We start from the raw sequence: 18,705 nt of genomic DNA on the forward strand, positions 1-18,705 counted from the left end.
GAGATCGACTCGACCGACGGACAAAGCGCCGGTTTGAGCTCCGGGGGTAATTTCGGAACATATCGGATGCTTCAAGTGTTCACCATGCTTTCGAGATGGGAGGATCGAATGTCAGTTTCCGTGAAGGCCATACTGGATGCCAAAGGCCGCGACGTCGTTACTGCCGGAGGCAATACGACGGTTGCCGAGGCTGCCAAACTACTCAACGAAAAGCGCATAGGCGCCATCGTCGTCGTCGGAATGAACAGCAAGATTTCCGGCATGTTTACCGAGCGCGATATCGTCAATGCCGTTGCCAAGCATGGCGCTGAATGCCTCGACAAGCCGATCGCATCGCTGATGACGGCAAAGGTACAGCGTTGCAAGGAGGATACCACGACCGATGAGCTTATGGAGGTGATGACCTTGGGTCGCTTCCGCCACGTGCCTGTCGAAGAGAAGGGCAAGCTCACCGGCATCATCTCGATCGGCGACGTCGTCAAATGGCGTATCCGCGAAATCGAGATCGAGGCGGAGCATATTAAGGCCTATATCGCCGGGTGACGAGCAGATTAGGGTCACCAGAGCAATCGACCCAGTGGGTCGATTGCAAGGCTGAGCGACTGCAGTTTGCCGTGAAATCCCGCTCGCCGAGCGTTTGCTGGCATCTGGTCCGCTGCAGGCGAAACGGTACGATTTGCCGATGTCTCGGTTTGCGCCTTAGCGCGCGTATGCTTCCTGCATACGCCGGATTTCGGTCAATCTTGCCGACGCTTCCTCATAGCCGCGTTCTATCGCTTCGCCGGCACGATGAAATTCCGAAAGACCGATGTCGCTCAGGCGCGGATGCAGCGCCAGATCAGGCGGATCACCGGCCAGTCGAGCGCGCGCTATTCTATCCTGTATGATGTTGAAGGCCTGCACCATGACACCGGTCATGCCGAGTTTCGTTGCAGGAGTATCGTCGCGACGGACTTGATCGCCGTTCGGCGGGCCGACATTATGTTTGACCACAGCAGACCTGCCGTAGAGGTCGTAGTGCAGGTTCACGCCGATCACCAGCGGCTGCTCATAGCTGCGGCATACCGAGACCGGAACCGGGTTGACCAGCGCGCCATCGACCAGGGTTCGACCATTGGAGCGAATGGGCTCGAAGATGCCGGGCAGGGCGTAAGAGGCACGTAGGGCCGTGATGAGGGAGCCGTTGGCGATCCAGACTTCGTGACCGGTGTTCAGTTCCGACGCGACGGCAACGAACGGGCGATCCAGATCCTCGATCGCAAGGCCTTCCAGATGTTCCTGCATGCGCTTGGTCAGCCGCATGCCGCCGAACAGGCCGCTACCGCCTATGGTCAGATCGAGAAGGCTTGCGATGCGGCGCATAGTCAGCGAACGGGCGAAAGCTTCGAGCTCATCAAGCTTGCCTGCCAGATAGCAACCGCCGACCAGCGCGCCGATCGACGTGCCGGCGATCATGCCGACGGCTATGCCGGCTTCGTCCAAGGCGCGCAACACGCCGATATGGGCCCAGCCGCGCGCTGCGCCGCCGCCGAGCGCCAGCGCGATCTTGACTTTCTTGGGGGGAGCCGGAGCGAGAGTAGGTGGGGAGGTATCTTGCGAGGTGCTCAAAGCGGTCGAGTTCTGTCCGCCATTGTGACGATTCAAACCCCAATTCAGCATTTGAAGCCTCCTCCGAGGCCCCGCGCGCCTCTTGCTAAAATACTGTCCCTTTTTCGTTTCGAAATCGTATACTGGTTGCAACCAGTTCAAGCACGTCGCCGATAGGTCTAGTGCTTGTAAACGTCTTCCGGATCGAAATGCAGGTGATCGTCGACCACGCTCAGCACCGGCTTTCCGTCTTCCAGCTCGACGGTGCGATAAAAGCAGGAGCGACGTCCAGTATGACACGTCGCGTCGTGTCCGGCGACCTGCACTTTCAGCCAGATAGCATCCTGATCGCAGTCCGTACGAATTTCCGTCACCGTCTGCAGATTTCCGGAGGTTTCGCCCTTCTTCCAGAGTTTTCCGCGAGAGCGGCTGAAATAGTGCGCGGTGCCGGTCTTGATAGTCAGAGCCAAAGCCTCGGCGTTCATGTGAGCGACCATGAGGAGCTCGCCGTCATGCGCGTCGGTCACGATCGCGGTGATCAGGCCGCGATCGTCGAAGCGAGGCGTGAAATCGCCAGCATCTTCGAGTTCGGATTTGTCGTCGGAAGGCGCATTGAAAATAATGTTCATTTCCGGCTATTTCCCTGAAGTCCGGTTGGAGCATGATGCCGAAAAGTGAGAGCGGTTTTCGGCCGACGTCATGCTCTACTTCTTTTATTCTAGGGCGGATTCGGAATTTAGGCCCACTCGGCCTAAAATCATCCGGCTCTAGCGGCCGCGGACCATCGACATGAAACGGACCTGTTCTGCTGGATCAGCCTTAAAGGCGCCGGTAAAGGTCGTCGTCAGCGTCGTTGAGCCCTGTTTCTGTACACCGCGCATCGCCATGCACATATGCTCGGCATCGATCATCACGGCAACGCCGCGCGGACGCAGCGTATCGTCGATGGCGTTGGCGATCTGCGCAGTCATGGCTTCCTGCGTCTGCAGCCTACGGCCGAAGATTTCGATGACGCGTGCGATCTTCGAAAGGCCGAGCACACGGCCGTTCGGCAGGTAGGCCACATGGGCCTTGCCGATGATCGGGACCATGTGATGTTCGCAATGCGAATAGAAGGGAATGTCGCGCACGAGGACGATGTCGTCGTAGCCGGCAACCTCTTCAAAGGTACGGCCGAGCACATCCTCGGGGTTCAGGTCATAACCGGAGAAGAGCTCGCGATAGGCCTTGGCGACGCGCGCGGGCGTGTCGAGCAGACCTTCGCGCTGCGGATCGTCACCAGCCCAGCGAAGCAAAACGCGAACTGCATCTTCTGCTTCCTTCTGCGACGGACGGTCGGATTCAACGGCTTGCGGAAAGTTCTTTACAATGGCGTCCATTACCTGTGGTTCTCCTGACCCGCTACGCGGATATCATCTTGTCGGACTCGCCACTGGCATCCCCGAGGTACGGAGATTGTGTACCTTTGGCGGGCTCCGGGGCGTTCTGGCTGGCGGACAAGCCTGCCGTCCTGCACGGTTTCCCATCAAACTTACAGAAGACCATTGCATTTCGTTGGTCTTCGAACGACATACATATAGTATGGCATTGTCCCTGTGAAAGTGTCCTAAACGGACACGCTGTGTTTTTTGTTACGAAACACTAACGGGTGCATCGGAGCAAAATCTGGTATGGACGACATCTACAACAGCAAAATCCTGGAGTTTGCCGGCAATATCGGCCGTATCGGCAGTCTTCCTGACGCCGATGCCAGTGCCCAGGCCCATTCCAGACTGTGCGGTTCTCGCGTAAAAATCTGGCTGAAAATGGACGGCGATGTGGTGACGGATTTTGCCCATGACGTCAAGGCGTGTGCGCTTGGCCAGGCGTCGTCGTCGGTCATGGCGCTTCACGTGGTCGGCGCTTCGGCAGATGAAGTGCGCAAGGCCCGCGAAGACATGCTTGCCATGCTCAAGGCTGATGGCGAGGGGCCGAGCGGTCGGTTCGAAGACATGCGCTATCTGCGGCCCGTCAGGGATTACAAGGCGCGCCATGCATCGACGATGCTCACCTTCGATGCCGTTGTCGATGCGATCGGTCAGATCGAAGCGGCTCGCCAGGGCGAAAATGCCAAAGCCGCCGCGGCGGTCTGAACGGAATAGCGACGATGTGCCAGTTCTGTCTCATGCAGGAAGACGAGGATGAGGGCGGCGCCGCTCCTTCAAAACCGGCGCGACGCAAGACGTCGCTATCTGGTGACAAAGTGGCAAGGTCGAGAAATTATTCCGGGCCATTCCGCAAGACGCCGGACCGGCTTTTCGGCATGGGCCTCATTCGATTGTATCAGCTCACGCTTTCCGGCTTCGTCGGCAATTCCTGCCGCCACATCCCGACCTGCTCGGAATATGGTTATGAGGCCGTCGCACGCCACGGACTTTGGGCCGGCGGCTGGATGACGCTGTTTCGGGTAGGGCGCTGCGGACCGGGTGGTACGAGCGGGCTCGATCCAGTGCCCGATGAACTCTCGCGTCGCTATCATTGGTGGACGCCCTGGCGCTATTTCCGCCTCGGGCAGAAGGCCGCCTGACGGCATGGCGGTCTATGTCGCGCTGCTCCACAGCATAGTTCTCGGCGCCGGTCGCAGGGTTGTGATGGCCGACCTCAAGGCGATGGCGGAGGAGCTTGGTTTCAAAAACACCAGAACGCTGGTAGCAACCGGCAATCTCCTTTTCGAATGTGAGAAGCAGCCGATCGCTTCTATTGAAGCGAAACTCGAGGCAGGCTTTGCCGCCACCTTCGGAAAGCATGTCGATATCATCGTGCGCGATGCCGACACATGGCTGAAGCTTGCCGAGAACAATCCTTTCCTGGATGGAATCGGCAGCGAAGTCATCGTTCGGGTGATGCGACAGCCACTCGAGCTCGAGGTTCTTGAGACGCTTGCCAGATATCGGCGCGATGAGCGCATGGCCGTTGTCGACGGCGATCTCTGGATCGATTTCGGCCTCAAGGCCAGCGAGACTAAAATGCTGCCGGCCCTGACGACAAAGAGGCTCGGCGTCGGAACGATGCGAAACTGGAACACAGTGCGCGGTTTGGCTGAGATGGTCGGGCGCGACGAAAGAGCCAGTACTTAAAAGCCCTAGAGGTATACTTTTGCTATCATATCGATCCTGTGGTTTGGTGTTCAAACACAACCACGCGACAGATATGGGGTAGGAACGCTTTGGGTGAGGATATCTCAAAAGATCCCAAACAGGAGTTGCAGGCAAAAATTGCCGCTGCGAATAGGCGCGGCCAAATGCTTGTGTCTGTGTGGGGTATCTCGCTTCTTGTGACGATCGTGGCTTGGGTGCTGTTCCGCTACCAGCTGCAATCCTCTGCGTGTTATTTCCGCGACAACCCATTCTTGCGTGATCTTTGGCCGCCAAATGCTACCGCTTTGTCGCAAATGCCGAGTTTACCCTATACCGAGCGGAATCAATGCGTTTTCTTTGGAGTGAGATCGATAGCGAGCCTGACATTATTTTTAGGTCTTGCTGCTCTTTTAGCTTGGTCAGCCAAAGGTTTGCGAAATTACAGACTCAAGAAAGCATCTCTAGCACTTCCGGTTTTGCTTATAGGTTTTGCTATATTTTTGATGTGGCTGGACAAATTCGACAGTTACAACGGCCGATACGCTTGGATTGGTTTTCACCCAAATGATTCCATCGGCGCCGCAATCATCAAAAGCCTCTTTAGAATACATCTTTATTATTTTTTGCTTTTCTCTTGGGCTCTCAGCCTCATTATCTATTTTTTACAGAAGCCTGTTCCGACTTCCCCTCATCCAGCGGATAAAGGGCCACTCGATTTGCAGGGCTCTTAAACCGGCTGTCCTTTGACTAACCGGCGAAAAGCCTTTATCAGGCACCCGGTCATTGTCCGCAACGACGCGGATACATGATCATTTCCACCAAACCACCCGCATTCGTTGGCGGGACTGGACAAGGAGAATATCGATGTCCCAACCTGTTTCCCTGACATTTCCCGATGGTTCCGTGCGCAGCTTCGCTGCGGGCACGACCGGTCGCGATGTCGCCGAATCCATTTCCAAGTCGCTTGCCAAGAAGGCTGTCGCCATTGCGCTCGACGGCACGGTGCGCGACCTTTCCGATCCGATCGTCGATGGCAAGATCGAGATCATCACCCGCAGTGACGACCGTGCGCTCGAGCTGATCCGCCACGACACCGCGCACGTTCTCGCCGAAGCCGTACAGGAACTCTGGCCGGGAACGCAGGTGACGATCGGCCCGGTCATCGAAAACGGATTCTATTACGACTTCGCCAAGAACGAGCCCTTCACGCCCGATGACCTTCCAGTCATCGAGAAGCGGATGCGCGAGATTATTCTGCGCAACAAGCCGTTCACCAAGGAAATCTGGTCGCGCGAGAAGGCGAAGGAGGTCTTCGCCTCCAAGGGTGAGCGCTACAAGGTGGAGCTGGTCGATGCCATTCCTGAAGGTCAGGATCTGAAGATCTATTACCAGGGTGACTGGTTCGACCTCTGCCGTGGTCCGCACATGGCCTCGACGGGCCAGATCGGTAATGCCTTCAAGCTGATGAAGGTGGCCGGCGCCTACTGGCGCGGCGACAGCAACAACCCGATGCTGACCCGCATCTACGGCACGGCATTCGCCGAGCAGGCGGACCTGGACAACTATCTGCACATTCTTGCCGAAGCCGAAAAGCGCGACCATCGCCGTCTCGGCCGCGAAATGGATCTGTTCCATTTCCAGGAAGAAGGCCCTGGCGTCGTCTTCTGGCACGGCAAGGGCTGGCGGATGTTCCAGACGCTGGTCTCCTACATGCGCCGGCGGCTGCAGGGCGACTATCAGGAAGTCAATGCGCCGCAGGTGCTCGACAAGTCGCTTTGGGAGACTTCGGGGCACTGGGGTTGGTACCGCGATAACATGTTCAAGGTCACCGTTGCCGGCGACGATACCGACGACGATCGTGTCTTCGCGCTGAAGCCGATGAACTGCCCAGGCCATATCCAGATCTTCAAGCACGGCTTGAAATCTTACCGCGAACTGCCGATCCGTCTTGCGGAATTCGGTGCCGTTCATCGTTACGAGCCCTCGGGCGCGTTGCACGGCCTGATGCGCGTGCGCGGTTTCACGCAGGACGACGCCCACATCTTCTGCACCGACGAGCAGATGGCCGCCGAATGCCTGAAGATCAACGATCTCATCCTGTCGGTCTATGAAGACTTCGGCTTCAAAGAGATCGTCGTCAAGCTCTCGACCCGCCCGGAAAAGCGCGTCGGTTCAGATGACCTCTGGGATCGCGCTGAAAGCGTGATGATGGACGTGCTGAAGACGATCGAAGCGCAGTCCGAAGGACGTATTAAAACCGGCATTCTGCCGGGCGAGGGTGCGTTCTACGGTCCGAAGTTCGAATATACGCTCAAGGACGCCATCGGTCGTGAATGGCAGTGCGGCACGACGCAGGTCGACTTCAACCTGCCGGAGCGCTTCGGTGCTTTCTACATCGACCAGCATTCGGAAAAGACGCAGCCGGTGATGATCCACCGCGCCATCTGCGGCTCTATGGAGCGCTTCCTCGGCATCCTGATCGAGAACTTTGCCGGCCATATGCCGCTCTGGGTCTCGCCGCTGCAGGTCGTCGTTGCAACGATCACCTCGGAAGCCGATGCCTATGGCGAAGAAGTTGCTGAAGCGCTGCGCGATGCCGGTCTCGATGTCGAGACCGACTTCCGCAACGAGAAGATCAACTACAAGATCCGCGAGCATTCGGTGACGAAGGTTCCGGTGATCATCGTTTGCGGCAAGAAGGAAGCAGAAGAGCGTTCGGTCAATATCCGCCGCCTCGGCAGCCAGTCGCAGACCTCGATGTCGCTCGACGAAGCCATCGCGTCGCTCACCCTGGAAGCAACGCCGCCGGACGTTCTGCGCAAGCGCGAAGCCCGGCGCGTCAAGGCCGCTTGACGCCAATCGTCTCTGACGGCACCTTCAGGGTGCCGTCAGACAACTGACATAAAGCTTTCATATAGTAGAAAATCAAAGCGTTGCTGCAGCCGCAGAGTGCGCCGCAGTGGAAGATAGGAGCGGGGCAGCCCGTCGCGCATTTGGATTTCAAAGAATTATCCTACGCCAATGAACGGGATCCGCGCATAAAACGCTGGTTCATCCGCTCCATTGAAGGCCTGTCCGGCCGTGATCGCTATGCTCGGCTCTACGATATCTGGCGCACCGATATCATCGGCAAGAGCGAGCGTGTATTCGGCAAGATGCTCGACCTTATCGATGTTCGCCTACTCGCCAAGGGGGAATGGCCGCCACGGGAAATCCCCGAGGCGCCTATCGTCATCGTCGCCAATCATCCCTACGGCATCGGCGACGGGATCGCCGTCCTGGCGCTTGCCGAACAGCTCGGTCGCCCGTTCAAGGTGCTGATCAACAACGAGTTGTTGAAGGTGCCGGAGATGTACGATTATTCGCTTCCTGTTTCCTTCGAGGAAACCAAGGAGGCGATGGCGATCAACATGAAGACGCGCCACGAGGCGGTTCGCCTGCTCAAGGAAGGCACCACGATCATCGTCTTCCCGGCCGGCGGCGTTGCGACCGCGAAAAAAGGCTTTGGCCGCGCCGAAGACCTGCCCTGGAAGATATTTCCCGCCAAACTCATCCAGGCGGCACGCGCCAGCGTTATTCCGATCTACTTCGAAGGGCAGAATGGCCGGCTCTTCCATCTGGCAAGCCGTCTCTCGATGACGCTGCGCATATCGCTGCTGATCCGCGAATTTCGGCGCCTTTCCGGAAGCACCATCACGGCGCATATCGGTGCGCTGATGAGCTGGGAAGCGCTCAGTGAGGGAAGCGATCGTAAGGATCTGCTCTCAAAGCTCTACGCCGCCGTATTCTCTATGGCGCCACCGCGAAAAATGTCGCGCCGAAAAGCGGTTTGACGGGCTAAGTCTATCAAGACGGAAGCGGGTGCCTGAAAAGCCGCAGGCACCGTCAATCCATGCTGTCGCCTTCATCGCCAGCGGTGGGGGCCAGCTGTTCGTATGTGGGAAGCGGCTGCTGGTTCGAGGTCGCCGGCTGGCTCTGCGGCGATTGCGTCTGGCGCATCTGGGGCATTTGCAGCGGAAGCTGCTGGGCCGGTTGCCGTCCGTCGACCTCTTGCGGCTGCTGCTGCTTCATCAGCACTTCAACATCGGTATTCATGCCCGCAGCCACGGTAAAATCGCGCTGATAGATCTTGTCCTTGTTGCGGGCAACGGCAGTATAGCGACCCTCGGCAAGCACCATGGTCGGAAAGGCGCTGACGCTTTCGCCGACGATATCGCCGGCCGACGTCAGTATCGACCAGGCGGTATCGGCGATCGCCTCGCTGCCGGCGTCGGACACTAGCTTGAAGGTGATCTTGGCCGCTCGGTGCTGGATGGTTGCCTCCGTCACCTTGCCAGCTTCGACCTGGATATCGGCACGGATGACCGCGTTAACTTCGCCATATTCTGAAACGATGTGGTAGGTGCCGGCACTTAGGCCGACGAGTGTATTCGGCTTGACATCATCCATGACAAGGCCGCGTTCGCCATCGTCCTTGGCTTCGCTGGAATAGATCGAGAAGCTCAATTCATCCGGCGGGATGCGGACATCGGATCCGGATACGGCGTTCAACACCATGCCGCCGGCATCGAGCACCATGGTCTGCTTCTGCGTTTCGCCGGTTTCAGATACGCTGAGCTTCTTGGTAACACCGGCGCGGCCGAACGAGACGTTGACGAAATAATCTCCGGGCATGAGGTGGAATGAGGCCGAGCCGCCCTTCGAGCTAGCCACCAGCGGCAGTTTGCCGTCAGCGCCTGCAATCGGGCTGAAGACATACCAGGAGAGGCCCTGCTGCTGCGGGCTGCTCTGTGGCGTCATTTTGGCTTCGAGCGAAACGTCCTTCAGTGAGCGCGCGGCGGAATTCTCGCCATCAGGCGCAACGAACGCATTGAGCTTCGGCATCTTCACGCTGCCGTCAAGCTGCTTGAACTCCTTGAAAGCTTCCTGCGCCGAGGCGTTTGTGCAGAGGCAGCCGAGAACCGCGAGAGCCGCGCTCAATCGGCGAGCCGATGAAATGCCTGACATGGGTTCCGAACCGATTGACTTCCGATAAGACACACGCCACTTCAAAACCAATGCCATGACAAATTCAAGGCCTGCATCCTCTTATCCGTTAAATGAAAGCAATCACTCCATGAAAACCGATATTAAGCTGATCGATTATCTTGCCGTGCGCAGATCCATTCCTGCCTTTCAGATGGCTGAACCAGGCCCGGAAAAGGCTGAGATCGAGGAGATTATCCGCCTGGCCTCGCGTGTTCCCGATCACGGCAAGCTCGCGCCCTGGCGTTTTATCGTCTATCGCGGTGAGGAACGTACGCGGATCGGCGAGGAATTGCTGAAGCTCGCTTTGGAGGCCAAGCCCGACTTGTCGGAAGAGATGATTCAGGTGGAGCGTACCCGTTTCACGCGCGCGCCGGTCGTGATCGCCGTCGTCAGCAAGGCAGCGCCGCACGTGAAGATCCCCGAGTGGGAGCAATTGATGTCGGCCGGGGCGCTTTGCCTCAATTTGCTGATTTCCGCCAATGCCCACGGCTGGGTATCGAACTGGTTGACCGAATGGTTTGCCTATGACGAACGCGCCTATCCGCTGCTCGGCGTTGCTCGTGGCGAAAAAGTCGCCGGCTTCATCCATATCGGCTCTTCGGACTTTCCGCCCGTGGAGCGTCCACGCCCTGAGTTGGCGGAAACCGTAACCTGGGTCGGAGGCGACGACGCCTGATGTTCTATTCGACGGACACCAATCGTCATGGCCTGGCGCATGATCCGTTCAAGGCGATCGTCGCGCCGAGGCCGATCGGCTGGATCGGCAGCAAGGGCAGGGACGGTTCGCTGAACCTGTCCCCCTATTCCTTCTTCAATGCGGTCAGCGACCGGCCGAAGCTGGTGATGTTCTCCTCGTCCGGCCGCAAGGACAGCGCGCGCAACGTCGAGGAAACGGGTGTCTTCACCGCCAACCTTGTCAGCCGCAATCTCGTGGAGAAGATGAACCACTCGTCGATTGCGGCACCTTATGGTGTCAGCGAGTTCGAGCTGGCCGGGTTGACGGCTGCGCCCGCGAAATTGATCGACGCGCCTTATGTGGGCGAAGCCTTCGCCGTGCTCGAGTGCCGGGTGACGGAGATCCTCCGGCCGAAGGGCCTCGACGGTGAACCCTCCGAGAATCTCATGGTCATCGGCCAGGTCGTCGGCATCCATATCGATGAGGCGATCATCCGCGATGGCAGGCTCGACATGGCGCTTGCAAGGCCGGTCGCGCGCATGGGCTATATGGACTACGTCGAAGGCAGTGATGTTTTCGAAATGATGCGCCCCAAGGCTCCCTGATTTCAGCCTTTGTTTTTGAGGGGTTAACAAACACGGTAAACGACCCGTAAACCTTTGCCCACTAACGTTGGCAGCATGAGTTTGCGGGGCCGGAATCGCCCCGCCGATATCGGGGCGTTACGTGATCATAGAAGCATTCCTTCGTTGGGCTGAGACCGCAAAGGCAGAAAACCGGGCAAGGGCCGCCAATGCGCTCGGCCGCGCCTATCTCCAGTCGGAAATGCCGAAGGAAGAGCGCGTCGCCGCCGAGATGGCGATGACCTATCTGCTGGATGATCCGTCACCCCGCGTGCGGCTTTCCCTCGCCGAAGCGGTGGCGTATTCCCCCAGAACTCCTCGCAACGTGATTCTGACGCTTGCAGAAGACCAGCCAGAGATCGCAGGACAGATCATTCTGTTTTCGCCGGTGTTTACCGATGGAGACCTTGTCGATCTCGTACTGCATGGCAGCGATGTAACGCGGGTGCTGATTGCATCGCGCGGGCAAGTACCCCGCGTCGTTTGTGCGGCGCTCGCAGAAATCGGCGAAGAGACCGAAATCCTGTGCCTTCTCGAAAATGACGGCGCCCTGCTGTCGCAGGCTTCGCTGAAGCGCATTGCCGAGCGTCTCGGCGACTGTGCCGACATACGCGGCCTTCTTCTTTCCCGCGATGTTCTCGCCTCCGACGTCAGGCACTTGCTGATGCGTCGGGTCAGCGAGGCACTGTCGGAATCGAACCTCATTCAGACGGTGATTGGCACCGGCAGGTTGCAGCAAGTGGCGCGCGAGGCGAGCGACTCCGCCGCAGTCGCAATCGCCGGGTCGACACAACACGAACAATTGCCCGATCTGGTCGAACATCTGAGGCAATCCGGCTGGTTGACGCCGGCATTCCTGATGCACGCCTTGTGTTCCGGCAAGGTCGATTTCTTCACCTGCGCGATAACCAATCTTTCTGGCTGTGATGAGCGGCGCGTTCGCTCCATCATCTCAAGGGGGCGGGTCTATGCGATCCGCGCGCTTTACGAGAGCGCAGGCCTCTCGCGGGATATCAGCATCGTGTTCATAGAAGCAACGTTGATCTGGCGCGAGGCATCGCGCAAGAACGGCGAGGCCATGCTGGAAAATGTTTCTTCCCGCCTAGCTCGCAAGTTCCGGCTCGCGGAGCAATCGACCGCGGCGACGCAGCTGCTGGACATGGTGGAGAAGCTTGCGAATACGGAACGGCGGCAAACGGCGAGGAATTTCGCGGCACTGGCGACCCTTGCCGCCGCGTGATATCCAGCAAGCGACTTGTTTGCGAGGTATATTTTGTCCCTGATGATCGCTATCGAATCGCCCCGCCAGGATGGCGTCATCCGTCTTCTGGAGATGTCGGATGCCTTTGCGGAATCATTGTACCCGGCTGAGAGCAACCACATGCTCGATCTCTCTTCGCTAGAGAAACCAGAGGTAACCTTCTGGGTTGCCAGGATCGCGGGTGATATCGTCGGCTGCTGCGCACTGGTCGGGGCCGGCGATGGAAGTGCCGAGATCAAGCGCATGTTCGTAGACCCTGCCGCCAGAGGGCAGAGCGTTGCTCGAAAGCTGATGGAGACGGTTGAAGCAACAGCGATCGAAAAGCGGTTCGACGCCATCCGGCTGGAAACCGGCATCTATCAACCGGAAGCAATCGGCCTCTATAAGAAGTTCGGCTATACCGAAATCCCCGCCTTTGGCAGCTATTTGCCTGACCCGCTCAGCCTGTTCATGGAGAAGCGCCTCAATCAGGCTTGAGGCGGGTCGCGATCTGTTAGCTTTACTGTGTGCGGTTTAGAGTCGTCTATCATCAGATAGACGACGCGCGCATTCGCGCGGAGTGTCTTGGGCGAAGCCTATTTTTCAGCGCTGTCCTGTAGCTGCAGTTGCAGCTCCGGCTCTTGCATATGCTGCTCCTCGGTCAATTCGGCCTCGCGGATCCATTCGCGCCAGATTGCGACGATGATGGCCATCAGCACAGGGCCGATGAATAGGCCAAGGAAGCCCATGGTTTTCACGCCGCCGACAAGGCCGAAGAAGGTTGGCAGGAACGGCAGCTTGATCGGCCCGCCCACGAGCTTCGGACGAAGCGTCTTATCGACGATGAAGAGTTCGATCGTGCCCCAGAGGAAGAGGGCTATACCTGCCCAGAGCGAGCCGCTTGCGATGAGATAGATGGAGACCAATGACATCGACAGCGGAGCGCCGCCCGGCACCAGAGCCATGACGCCGGTCAGGACGCCGAGCGTAATGGCAGACGGAGCGCCGGCGATCCAATAGGCGATGCCGAGAACGATGCCTTCGCCGATGGCGATCAGCGTCATGCCCATAACGGTGGAGCTGATTGTCGCCGGCACGACGCGGGAAATGCGCTCCCAGCGGTTCGGAAGAATGCGTTCGCCAAGTAAATCGACCTGACGGACGAAGGTCGAACCGTCGCGATAGATGAAGAACAGGGCGATCAGCATGAAGAGCAGGGTCAGGACGACGTGAAACGCATTGCCGCCGGCGGCAAGCACGGCCCTGTATATATTGCCGATGTGCGCGCCGCTGACGATCTGGGCCAATTCGCCGAGAGAGCCGGGGCTGCCTACATACTGTACCCATTGATCGCCAAGCCATGAGCCGACGACGGGCAGGGCCAGGATCCATTGCGGCGGTGGAGCACCATCGCGATTGACGTGCACCGCCCAGCCGAACCAGTCGCGCACTTCACCGGCCATATAGAGCGCTGAGAGGACGATTGGCAGGACGAGGAACGTCACGATGAAGGCTATGGCTATGCTGGCCGCAAGTGTGGTGTTTCCACCTGTGCGGCGCACGAGATCGCTATAGAGCGGCCAGGTGGCAAAGCCGATGACAGCCGCCGCCAAAACCGGAACGAGGAAGCCGTAGAAAAAGTAGATGCCGGCAATTGCTATGAGGATAAGAAGCCAGCGGGCTGCAGAGATGGATGGTATAAGAGGCATTCGCGCATGCGCGCTTGGTCCGAGCCAACGATGCTCTTTCAGCTTCTGACGTTCAAAGACACCCACCAGACCTACTTCGCCCCACATTACTAGATTACCCGGTTATGGGGTATGATCTAGGCTCTTTCAAGGGCACCGCCCTGAAAGCCTCTTTATTCCGCCGCCGTGACAGTAACACGACTACGTTGCGGATAAATATAAGTTCTCAACCCGGTCGGCGAACTACCTTGAAAGCAAAGAACTGAGTCTTTTGTGTTGGGTTGAAGTTATTGTCGGAGACGAGGATCAGCACGTCCGTACCATCCTTTGCCTTACCGAAGGTAATACCTTCGATATTGTCGGGAACGAGGCCGAGTGCCCGCAGATCCATGATCTGCGTCTTGCGCACAGGTACGATCCGCTGATCCGTTTTTGCCAGGGAAGAGATGTTCGAGATGTCGGTGGCGCCATCGAGGTCGAACATGTTGATGACCACGGAAGTACCGACGCCTTCCGCGTAGCCACGTTCGATCGAAAGCAGGCGACGATCGTCAAGCGCCATGATCTCGGACAAGCCGAAATCGTTCCAGCCCTTCGCCGTAGACGGAGCCTGCGGGATGGGCGCGATCGGGTAGGCGTATTGCGCCTTCTGCTCTCCTGTCGCTACATCGTAACGGATGAGGCGAGCAAGTGCGCCGCCGGTTAGCGTGGCGATCGGTCCGTCCTGATAGAGCGCCGACTCGGTGCCGACGATCAGATCGCCGCCGGGCAAGAAGGCCAGGCCTTCGAAGGCGAGATTGTCACGAATGCCGACGCTTTTGTCTGCGGTCGGGGCGAAATTGGCCGGAAGCGAGAATTCGCGCATGAAACCGCCGTCGCGGCTGGCGATCCGCACGAAAGGCGGCAGCAACGCCTTGCCGTCGCCTTCGCTGGTCCAATAGATCCCGTCTCTGCCCAGACGAACGGATTCAGCATCGACCTTTTTCGTCCCGAAAGGCTGGTCATCCTTGTCTTTCAGCGTGACATGATCGAGAATCGCCACACCCTTCAAGCCGCTGGCGCTGACATCGATATCGAGATTGTAGAAGCGAGCCGGCGCCTTTTCAGACCGATCATCACTGATCGAGATATAGCGGCCGGTGGATGGATCGAATTCGATCCCCGAAAGTCCGCCCATCTCCACGCCATTCTCGCTGAAACCCGTGGGAATATCGTAGCTGCCGAGATAGGAGAGGCTGATGCCCGCGCCACAATCGCCGAACGGGCAGGGCACGTCGATCGGCGTGCCGATCTCGAGTGCGGAGGCGGCATGACCAAACAGAAGAAAAGCGGCAGTCGTCAGAAATGGCTTCAACATGGCGAAATCATCAATCCAGATCGTGAAATGGCGGCATTGAGAACAATGCCGCCATCTACACATTCATCCATGACGTCTTTGTAACGGATATCGGACAATCCGATAAAATTTCGCGAAGCTCTCTACTGGCCGGCAACCGGAGATTGCCTCGCCGTCAGATATCCAGATCTGCGGCAAAGGCAGCCCGTTCCTGGATGAACCGAAAGCGAGCATCGGCCTTGGTGCCCATCAGATTGTCGACGGCGTCGCGCGTGCCTTCGAAATCGACCTCGTCGATCTCGACGCGCAGAAGCGTGCGCTTGGACGGATCCATCGTCGTTTCCTTGAGCTGGGCAGGAAGCATTTCACCCAGACCTTTGAACCGGCTGATCTCGACCTTGCCTTTGCCCTTGAATTCCGTCTCCATCAGCTCCAGCCGGTGGGCGTCATCACGGGCATAGATGGATTTCGACCCCTGTGTGATCTTGTAGAGCGGCGGCACCGCCAAAAAGAGGTGGCCGCCGCGAATGAGCTCCGGCATTTCCTGATAGAAGAAGGTAATCAGCAGCGAGGCGATATGAGCACCGTCGACGTCGGCATCGGTCATGACGACGATGCGCTGATAGCGAAGGTCTTCCTCACGGTATTTCGTACGCGTGCCGCAGCCGAGCGCCTGGACCAGATCGGTAATCTGCTGGTTGGCAGAGAGCTTCTCCCGGCCAGCGCTCGCAACGTTGAGGATCTTGCCGCGCAAGGGCAGGATGGCCTGGTTGGTGCGGTTTCGCGCCTGCTTGGCCGAGCCACCTGCCGAATCACCTTCGACTAGGAAGAGTTCCGCGCCTTCGGACGTATTCTGCGAGCAATCCGCCAGCTTGCCTGGCAAGCGCAGCTTGCGCACGGCGGTCTTGCGGTTGACTTCCTTTTCCTTGCGGCGACGCATGCGCTCGTCTGAGCGCTCGATTACCCATTCCAGCAGCTTTTCGGCTTCGGCCGGATTGTCAGTGAGGTAATGATCGAAGGGATCGCGCAACGTATTCTCGACGAGGCGCTGTGCCTCGACGGTCGCAAGCTTGTCCTTCGTCTGACCGACGAATTCCGGTTCGCGAATGAAGATCGACAACATGCCGACGCCGGAAATCATCACGTCATCAGTCGTGATGTTGGCGGCGCGCTTGTTCTGGGTAAGCTCGGCGTAGTTCTTCAGGCCCTTCGTGAGGGCTATGCGGAAACCGGCTTCGTGCGTACCGCCTTCGGGAGTCGGGATGGTATTGCAGTAGGAGTGGATCTGGGGATCGCCGCCATACCAGGTGATCGCCCATTCAAGCGAGCCGTGGCCGCTTTCCTTTTCCGATTTGCCGGCAAAGATCTCGCGGGTAACGGTGAACTCGTTGCCCATCGTCGCCTTGAGATAATCCTTCAAGCCGCCGGGGAAATGGAAAACAGCCTTTTCGGGAACGTCCGAACCTTCCGGCGCAAGCTCCGGATCGCAGCTCCAGCGGATCTCGACGCCGCCGAACAGATAGGCCTTGGAGCGAGCCATGCGGAAAACGCGGGCCGGATCGAAGCGGGCATGATCGCCGAAAATCTGCGGATCGGGATGGAAACGAATACGCGTGCCGCGGCGATTGTGGACATCCCCAAGCTCTTCCAGGCCGCCGACCGGTAGGCCGCGCGAGAATCGCTGGCGATAAAGCTTGCGATTGCGGGCAACCTCGACTTCCAGATCGTCCGACAATGCATTGACCACAGAGACGCCAACGCCGTGCAGGCCGCCTGAGGTCTCGTAGGCCTTGCCGTCGAATTTGCCGCCGGCATGCAGCTTGGTCATGATGACTTCGAGGGTCGACTTACCTGGCACCTGCGGGTGATTTTCCACCGGGATACCGCGACCGTTGTCGGTGACGGTGAGATATCCCTCACGGTCAAGATAGACTTCGATGAAATTGGCGTGGCCGGCCACGGCCTCGTCCATCGAGTTGTCGATGACTTCGGCGAAAAGATGGTGCAGCGCCTTCTCGTCCGTGCCGCCGATATACATGCCGGGACGCATGCGGACCGGCTCGAGCCCCTCGAGAACGCGAATCGAGCTTGCGCCATATTCTTCGGCTGAAGACGTGGTGGGCGCAGCGCGCGGCGCCGGTGCCGGCTTTTCAGCCTTCACATCTGGCTTTTCCGCTGGCTCTGGCTTTGCGGAGCGGGGGAGTCCGGAGAAGAGATCGTTGCTGTTGTCCATAGAATTTCAAGCTGCTCAGATTTGTTCTGGTGGGGCCAGACCCCTTTATCATGCATTTGCTGCCGGTATTCGCGAATCACCGTGATTCTGCCAGAAACGGCACTCAAGCGCGATGGCGCCCCTACGATGGGGCGGGTTTATGAAGAGATTTGCGTTGTCGGGTGAACAATGGCAAGCCCGATAGCCGATCAGAGGAAGTATCCGCATGCGAATGTCCACAGCTCATTTGTCTTTTCTGGCCGCAATTTCGGGCGTTCTGTTCCTAGCGACAACGGCGGGCGCTGCGGCGGAGATGCTGAAACCCTTCAAGGACGACCTCTTTTCCAACCAGACCGTCATCGAAAATCACGATAACGGCGCTTTCCAGACAATCGACTATCAGGAGATGCGCGATATCAACGACCGAGACCAGATTCCGGAAAAGCGCGTCAAGCCTGCCTATGTCGACACTGGCGTGCGCTGGAAAGCGCAGGAGGACGAAACCCTGCAGCTTGCCGATCGCAAGGTCGATGTCACGCGCATCGGGCCGGGGTCGAAGCAGGCCTTCACCGTCATCTTCATCCATGGACGCGGTGGCGACCGTCGGCTCGGCTCGAACGATTATACATTCGGCGGCAATTTCAACCGGCTGAAGAACCTCGCCTACCGCAACGGCGGCACTTATTATGCGCCGAGCGTCAAAAGCTTCGACAGCAACGGCGTTGCCGACATCGCGGCGTTGATCCGCTATTCCCAAGAGCAATCGGGCGGCAGGCCCGTCATCCTGACTTGCGCTTCCATGGGCAGTTTCATCTGCTGGGGCATTACTCGCGATGCGGAAAGCGTCAAACGGCTGAAGGGCATGGTGATCCTCAGCGGCGTCACGGATCCCGATTTCACCAAAAGCGCCTTCTATAAGGCCAAGTTGCCGCTCTGGTTTACGCATGGCAGCAAGGACCCCGTCTATGCCGCGGCTGCCCAGCAGGCCTTGTTCGAAAAGCTCTACAAGGCGCATTATCCAACGCGTTTCACGCTATTCGAAACCGGAAACCATGGAACGCCGGTGCGCATGACCGATTGGCGCAAGGTGCTCAACTGGATCGTCGATCCACAGATATCGCAATAGGTCTGAAGCGACTGGATTTATTTTCCGGATAAGCATCTTTCAAACGATTTGAACCGCTTTCTGGCGTTCGCCG

The 18,705-nt window shown here is 58.3% G+C and carries 19 protein-coding genes; 12 read left to right on the top strand and 7 right to left on the bottom strand.

Features of this window, described 5'->3' with window-relative positions; all coding sequences use genetic code 11:
- The first annotated feature begins 108 nt into the window (after window positions 1-108).
- Window positions 109-543, top strand: coding sequence for a CBS domain-containing protein (locus GGD46_RS29325; RefSeq protein WP_184710391.1), 435 nt, complete (start codon window positions 109-111; stop codon window positions 541-543).
- A gap of 156 nt (window positions 544-699) precedes the next feature.
- Here the strand turns inward: GGD46_RS29325 and GGD46_RS29330 are convergent, their stop codons facing one another.
- The 3 genes from GGD46_RS29330 to folE all read right to left on the bottom strand — a co-directional run bounded on the left by GGD46_RS29330 (window position 700) and on the right by folE (window position 2,966).
- The gene (locus tag GGD46_RS29330; protein WP_184710393.1) at window positions 700-1,659 is read right to left on the bottom strand and encodes a patatin-like phospholipase family protein; all 960 of its coding nucleotides are present in this window, start codon (window positions 1,657-1,659) and stop codon (window positions 700-702) included.
- 107 nt (window positions 1,660-1,766) lie between these two features.
- Window positions 1,767-2,216 (bottom strand): phosphoribosyl-AMP cyclohydrolase, encoded by a 450-nt coding sequence (gene hisI, locus GGD46_RS29335; RefSeq protein ID WP_184710395.1) that lies wholly within the window; start codon window positions 2,214-2,216, stop codon window positions 1,767-1,769.
- 138 nt (window positions 2,217-2,354) lie between these two features.
- A complete protein-coding gene (gene folE, locus GGD46_RS29340; protein ID WP_184710397.1) occupies window positions 2,355-2,966 on the bottom strand; it encodes a GTP cyclohydrolase I FolE in 612 nt (203 codons plus the stop codon).
- Window positions 2,967-3,257: 291 nt separating this feature from the next.
- On the opposite strand from folE, the gene GGD46_RS29345 reads away from it, so the two are divergent.
- The 6 genes from GGD46_RS29345 (at window position 3,258) to GGD46_RS29370 (ending at window position 8,536) form a co-directional block, all read left to right on the top strand.
- Window positions 3,258-3,719, top strand: a complete 462-nt coding sequence (locus GGD46_RS29345) for an iron-sulfur cluster assembly scaffold protein (protein ID WP_184710399.1) — start codon at window positions 3,258-3,260, stop codon at window positions 3,717-3,719.
- Between the two features lie 14 nt (window positions 3,720-3,733).
- Complete coding sequence (gene yidD / locus GGD46_RS29350; RefSeq protein ID WP_184710402.1) at window positions 3,734-4,153, top strand: membrane protein insertion efficiency factor YidD; 420 nt, start codon at window positions 3,734-3,736, stop codon at window positions 4,151-4,153.
- 4 nt (window positions 4,154-4,157) lie between these two features.
- Window positions 4,158-4,703, top strand: a complete 546-nt coding sequence (locus GGD46_RS29355; protein WP_184710404.1) for a DUF1697 domain-containing protein — start codon at window positions 4,158-4,160, stop codon at window positions 4,701-4,703.
- Between the two features lie 89 nt (window positions 4,704-4,792).
- Complete coding sequence (locus GGD46_RS29360) at window positions 4,793-5,434, top strand: hypothetical protein (protein ID WP_184710406.1); 642 nt, start codon at window positions 4,793-4,795, stop codon at window positions 5,432-5,434.
- A 133-nt stretch (window positions 5,435-5,567) separates the two neighbouring features.
- Complete coding sequence (gene thrS, locus GGD46_RS29365; protein WP_184710408.1) at window positions 5,568-7,556, top strand: threonine--tRNA ligase; 1,989 nt, start codon at window positions 5,568-5,570, stop codon at window positions 7,554-7,556.
- A 140-nt stretch (window positions 7,557-7,696) separates the two neighbouring features.
- Complete coding sequence (locus GGD46_RS29370; protein WP_184710522.1) at window positions 7,697-8,536, top strand: lysophospholipid acyltransferase family protein; 840 nt, start codon at window positions 7,697-7,699, stop codon at window positions 8,534-8,536.
- Between the two features lie 52 nt (window positions 8,537-8,588).
- Here GGD46_RS29370 and GGD46_RS29375 read toward each other — a convergent pair whose 3' ends face one another.
- Complete coding sequence (locus GGD46_RS29375; RefSeq protein WP_184710410.1) at window positions 8,589-9,710, bottom strand: hypothetical protein; 1,122 nt, start codon at window positions 9,708-9,710, stop codon at window positions 8,589-8,591.
- Between the two features lie 109 nt (window positions 9,711-9,819).
- On the opposite strand from GGD46_RS29375, the gene GGD46_RS29380 reads away from it, so the two are divergent.
- The 4 genes from GGD46_RS29380 to GGD46_RS29395 all read left to right on the top strand — a co-directional run bounded on the left by GGD46_RS29380 (window position 9,820) and on the right by GGD46_RS29395 (window position 12,768).
- Window positions 9,820-10,407, top strand: a complete 588-nt coding sequence (locus tag GGD46_RS29380; protein ID WP_184710412.1) for a nitroreductase — start codon at window positions 9,820-9,822, stop codon at window positions 10,405-10,407.
- Window positions 10,407-11,012 (top strand): flavin reductase family protein, encoded by a 606-nt coding sequence (locus GGD46_RS29385; RefSeq protein ID WP_184710414.1) that lies wholly within the window; start codon window positions 10,407-10,409, stop codon window positions 11,010-11,012. Before GGD46_RS29380 ends, GGD46_RS29385 begins: the two co-directional genes overlap by 1 nt.
- A gap of 106 nt (window positions 11,013-11,118) precedes the next feature.
- Window positions 11,119-12,270: a DUF2336 domain-containing protein gene (locus GGD46_RS29390; protein WP_184710524.1), complete on the top strand. Its 1,152-nt coding sequence runs from the start codon at window positions 11,119-11,121 to the stop codon at window positions 12,268-12,270.
- 33 nt (window positions 12,271-12,303) lie between these two features.
- Window positions 12,304-12,768, top strand: a complete 465-nt coding sequence (locus GGD46_RS29395) for a GNAT family N-acetyltransferase (RefSeq protein WP_184710416.1) — start codon at window positions 12,304-12,306, stop codon at window positions 12,766-12,768.
- A 98-nt stretch (window positions 12,769-12,866) separates the two neighbouring features.
- Here the strand turns inward: GGD46_RS29395 and GGD46_RS29400 are convergent, their stop codons facing one another.
- The 3 genes from GGD46_RS29400 to parE form a co-directional block, all read right to left on the bottom strand.
- A complete protein-coding gene (locus GGD46_RS29400) occupies window positions 12,867-14,045 on the bottom strand; it encodes an AI-2E family transporter (protein WP_184710526.1) in 1,179 nt (392 codons plus the stop codon).
- 139 nt (window positions 14,046-14,184) lie between these two features.
- Window positions 14,185-15,315, bottom strand: a complete 1,131-nt coding sequence (locus GGD46_RS29405; protein WP_184710418.1) for an esterase-like activity of phytase family protein — start codon at window positions 15,313-15,315, stop codon at window positions 14,185-14,187.
- Between the two features lie 154 nt (window positions 15,316-15,469).
- Window positions 15,470-17,527: a DNA topoisomerase IV subunit B gene (gene parE / locus GGD46_RS29410; RefSeq protein WP_184710419.1), complete on the bottom strand. Its 2,058-nt coding sequence runs from the start codon at window positions 17,525-17,527 to the stop codon at window positions 15,470-15,472.
- A 205-nt stretch (window positions 17,528-17,732) separates the two neighbouring features.
- Here parE and GGD46_RS29415 point away from each other — a divergent pair, with 205 nt between their 5' ends.
- Complete coding sequence (locus GGD46_RS29415; RefSeq protein WP_184710421.1) at window positions 17,733-18,632, top strand: alpha/beta fold hydrolase; 900 nt, start codon at window positions 17,733-17,735, stop codon at window positions 18,630-18,632.
- The last annotated feature ends 73 nt before the right edge of the window (window positions 18,633-18,705 follow it).

This window comes from Martinezella lusitana (assembly GCF_014207095.1).
Taxonomy (GTDB): domain Bacteria; phylum Pseudomonadota; class Alphaproteobacteria; order Rhizobiales; family Rhizobiaceae; genus Rhizobium; species Rhizobium lusitanum_B.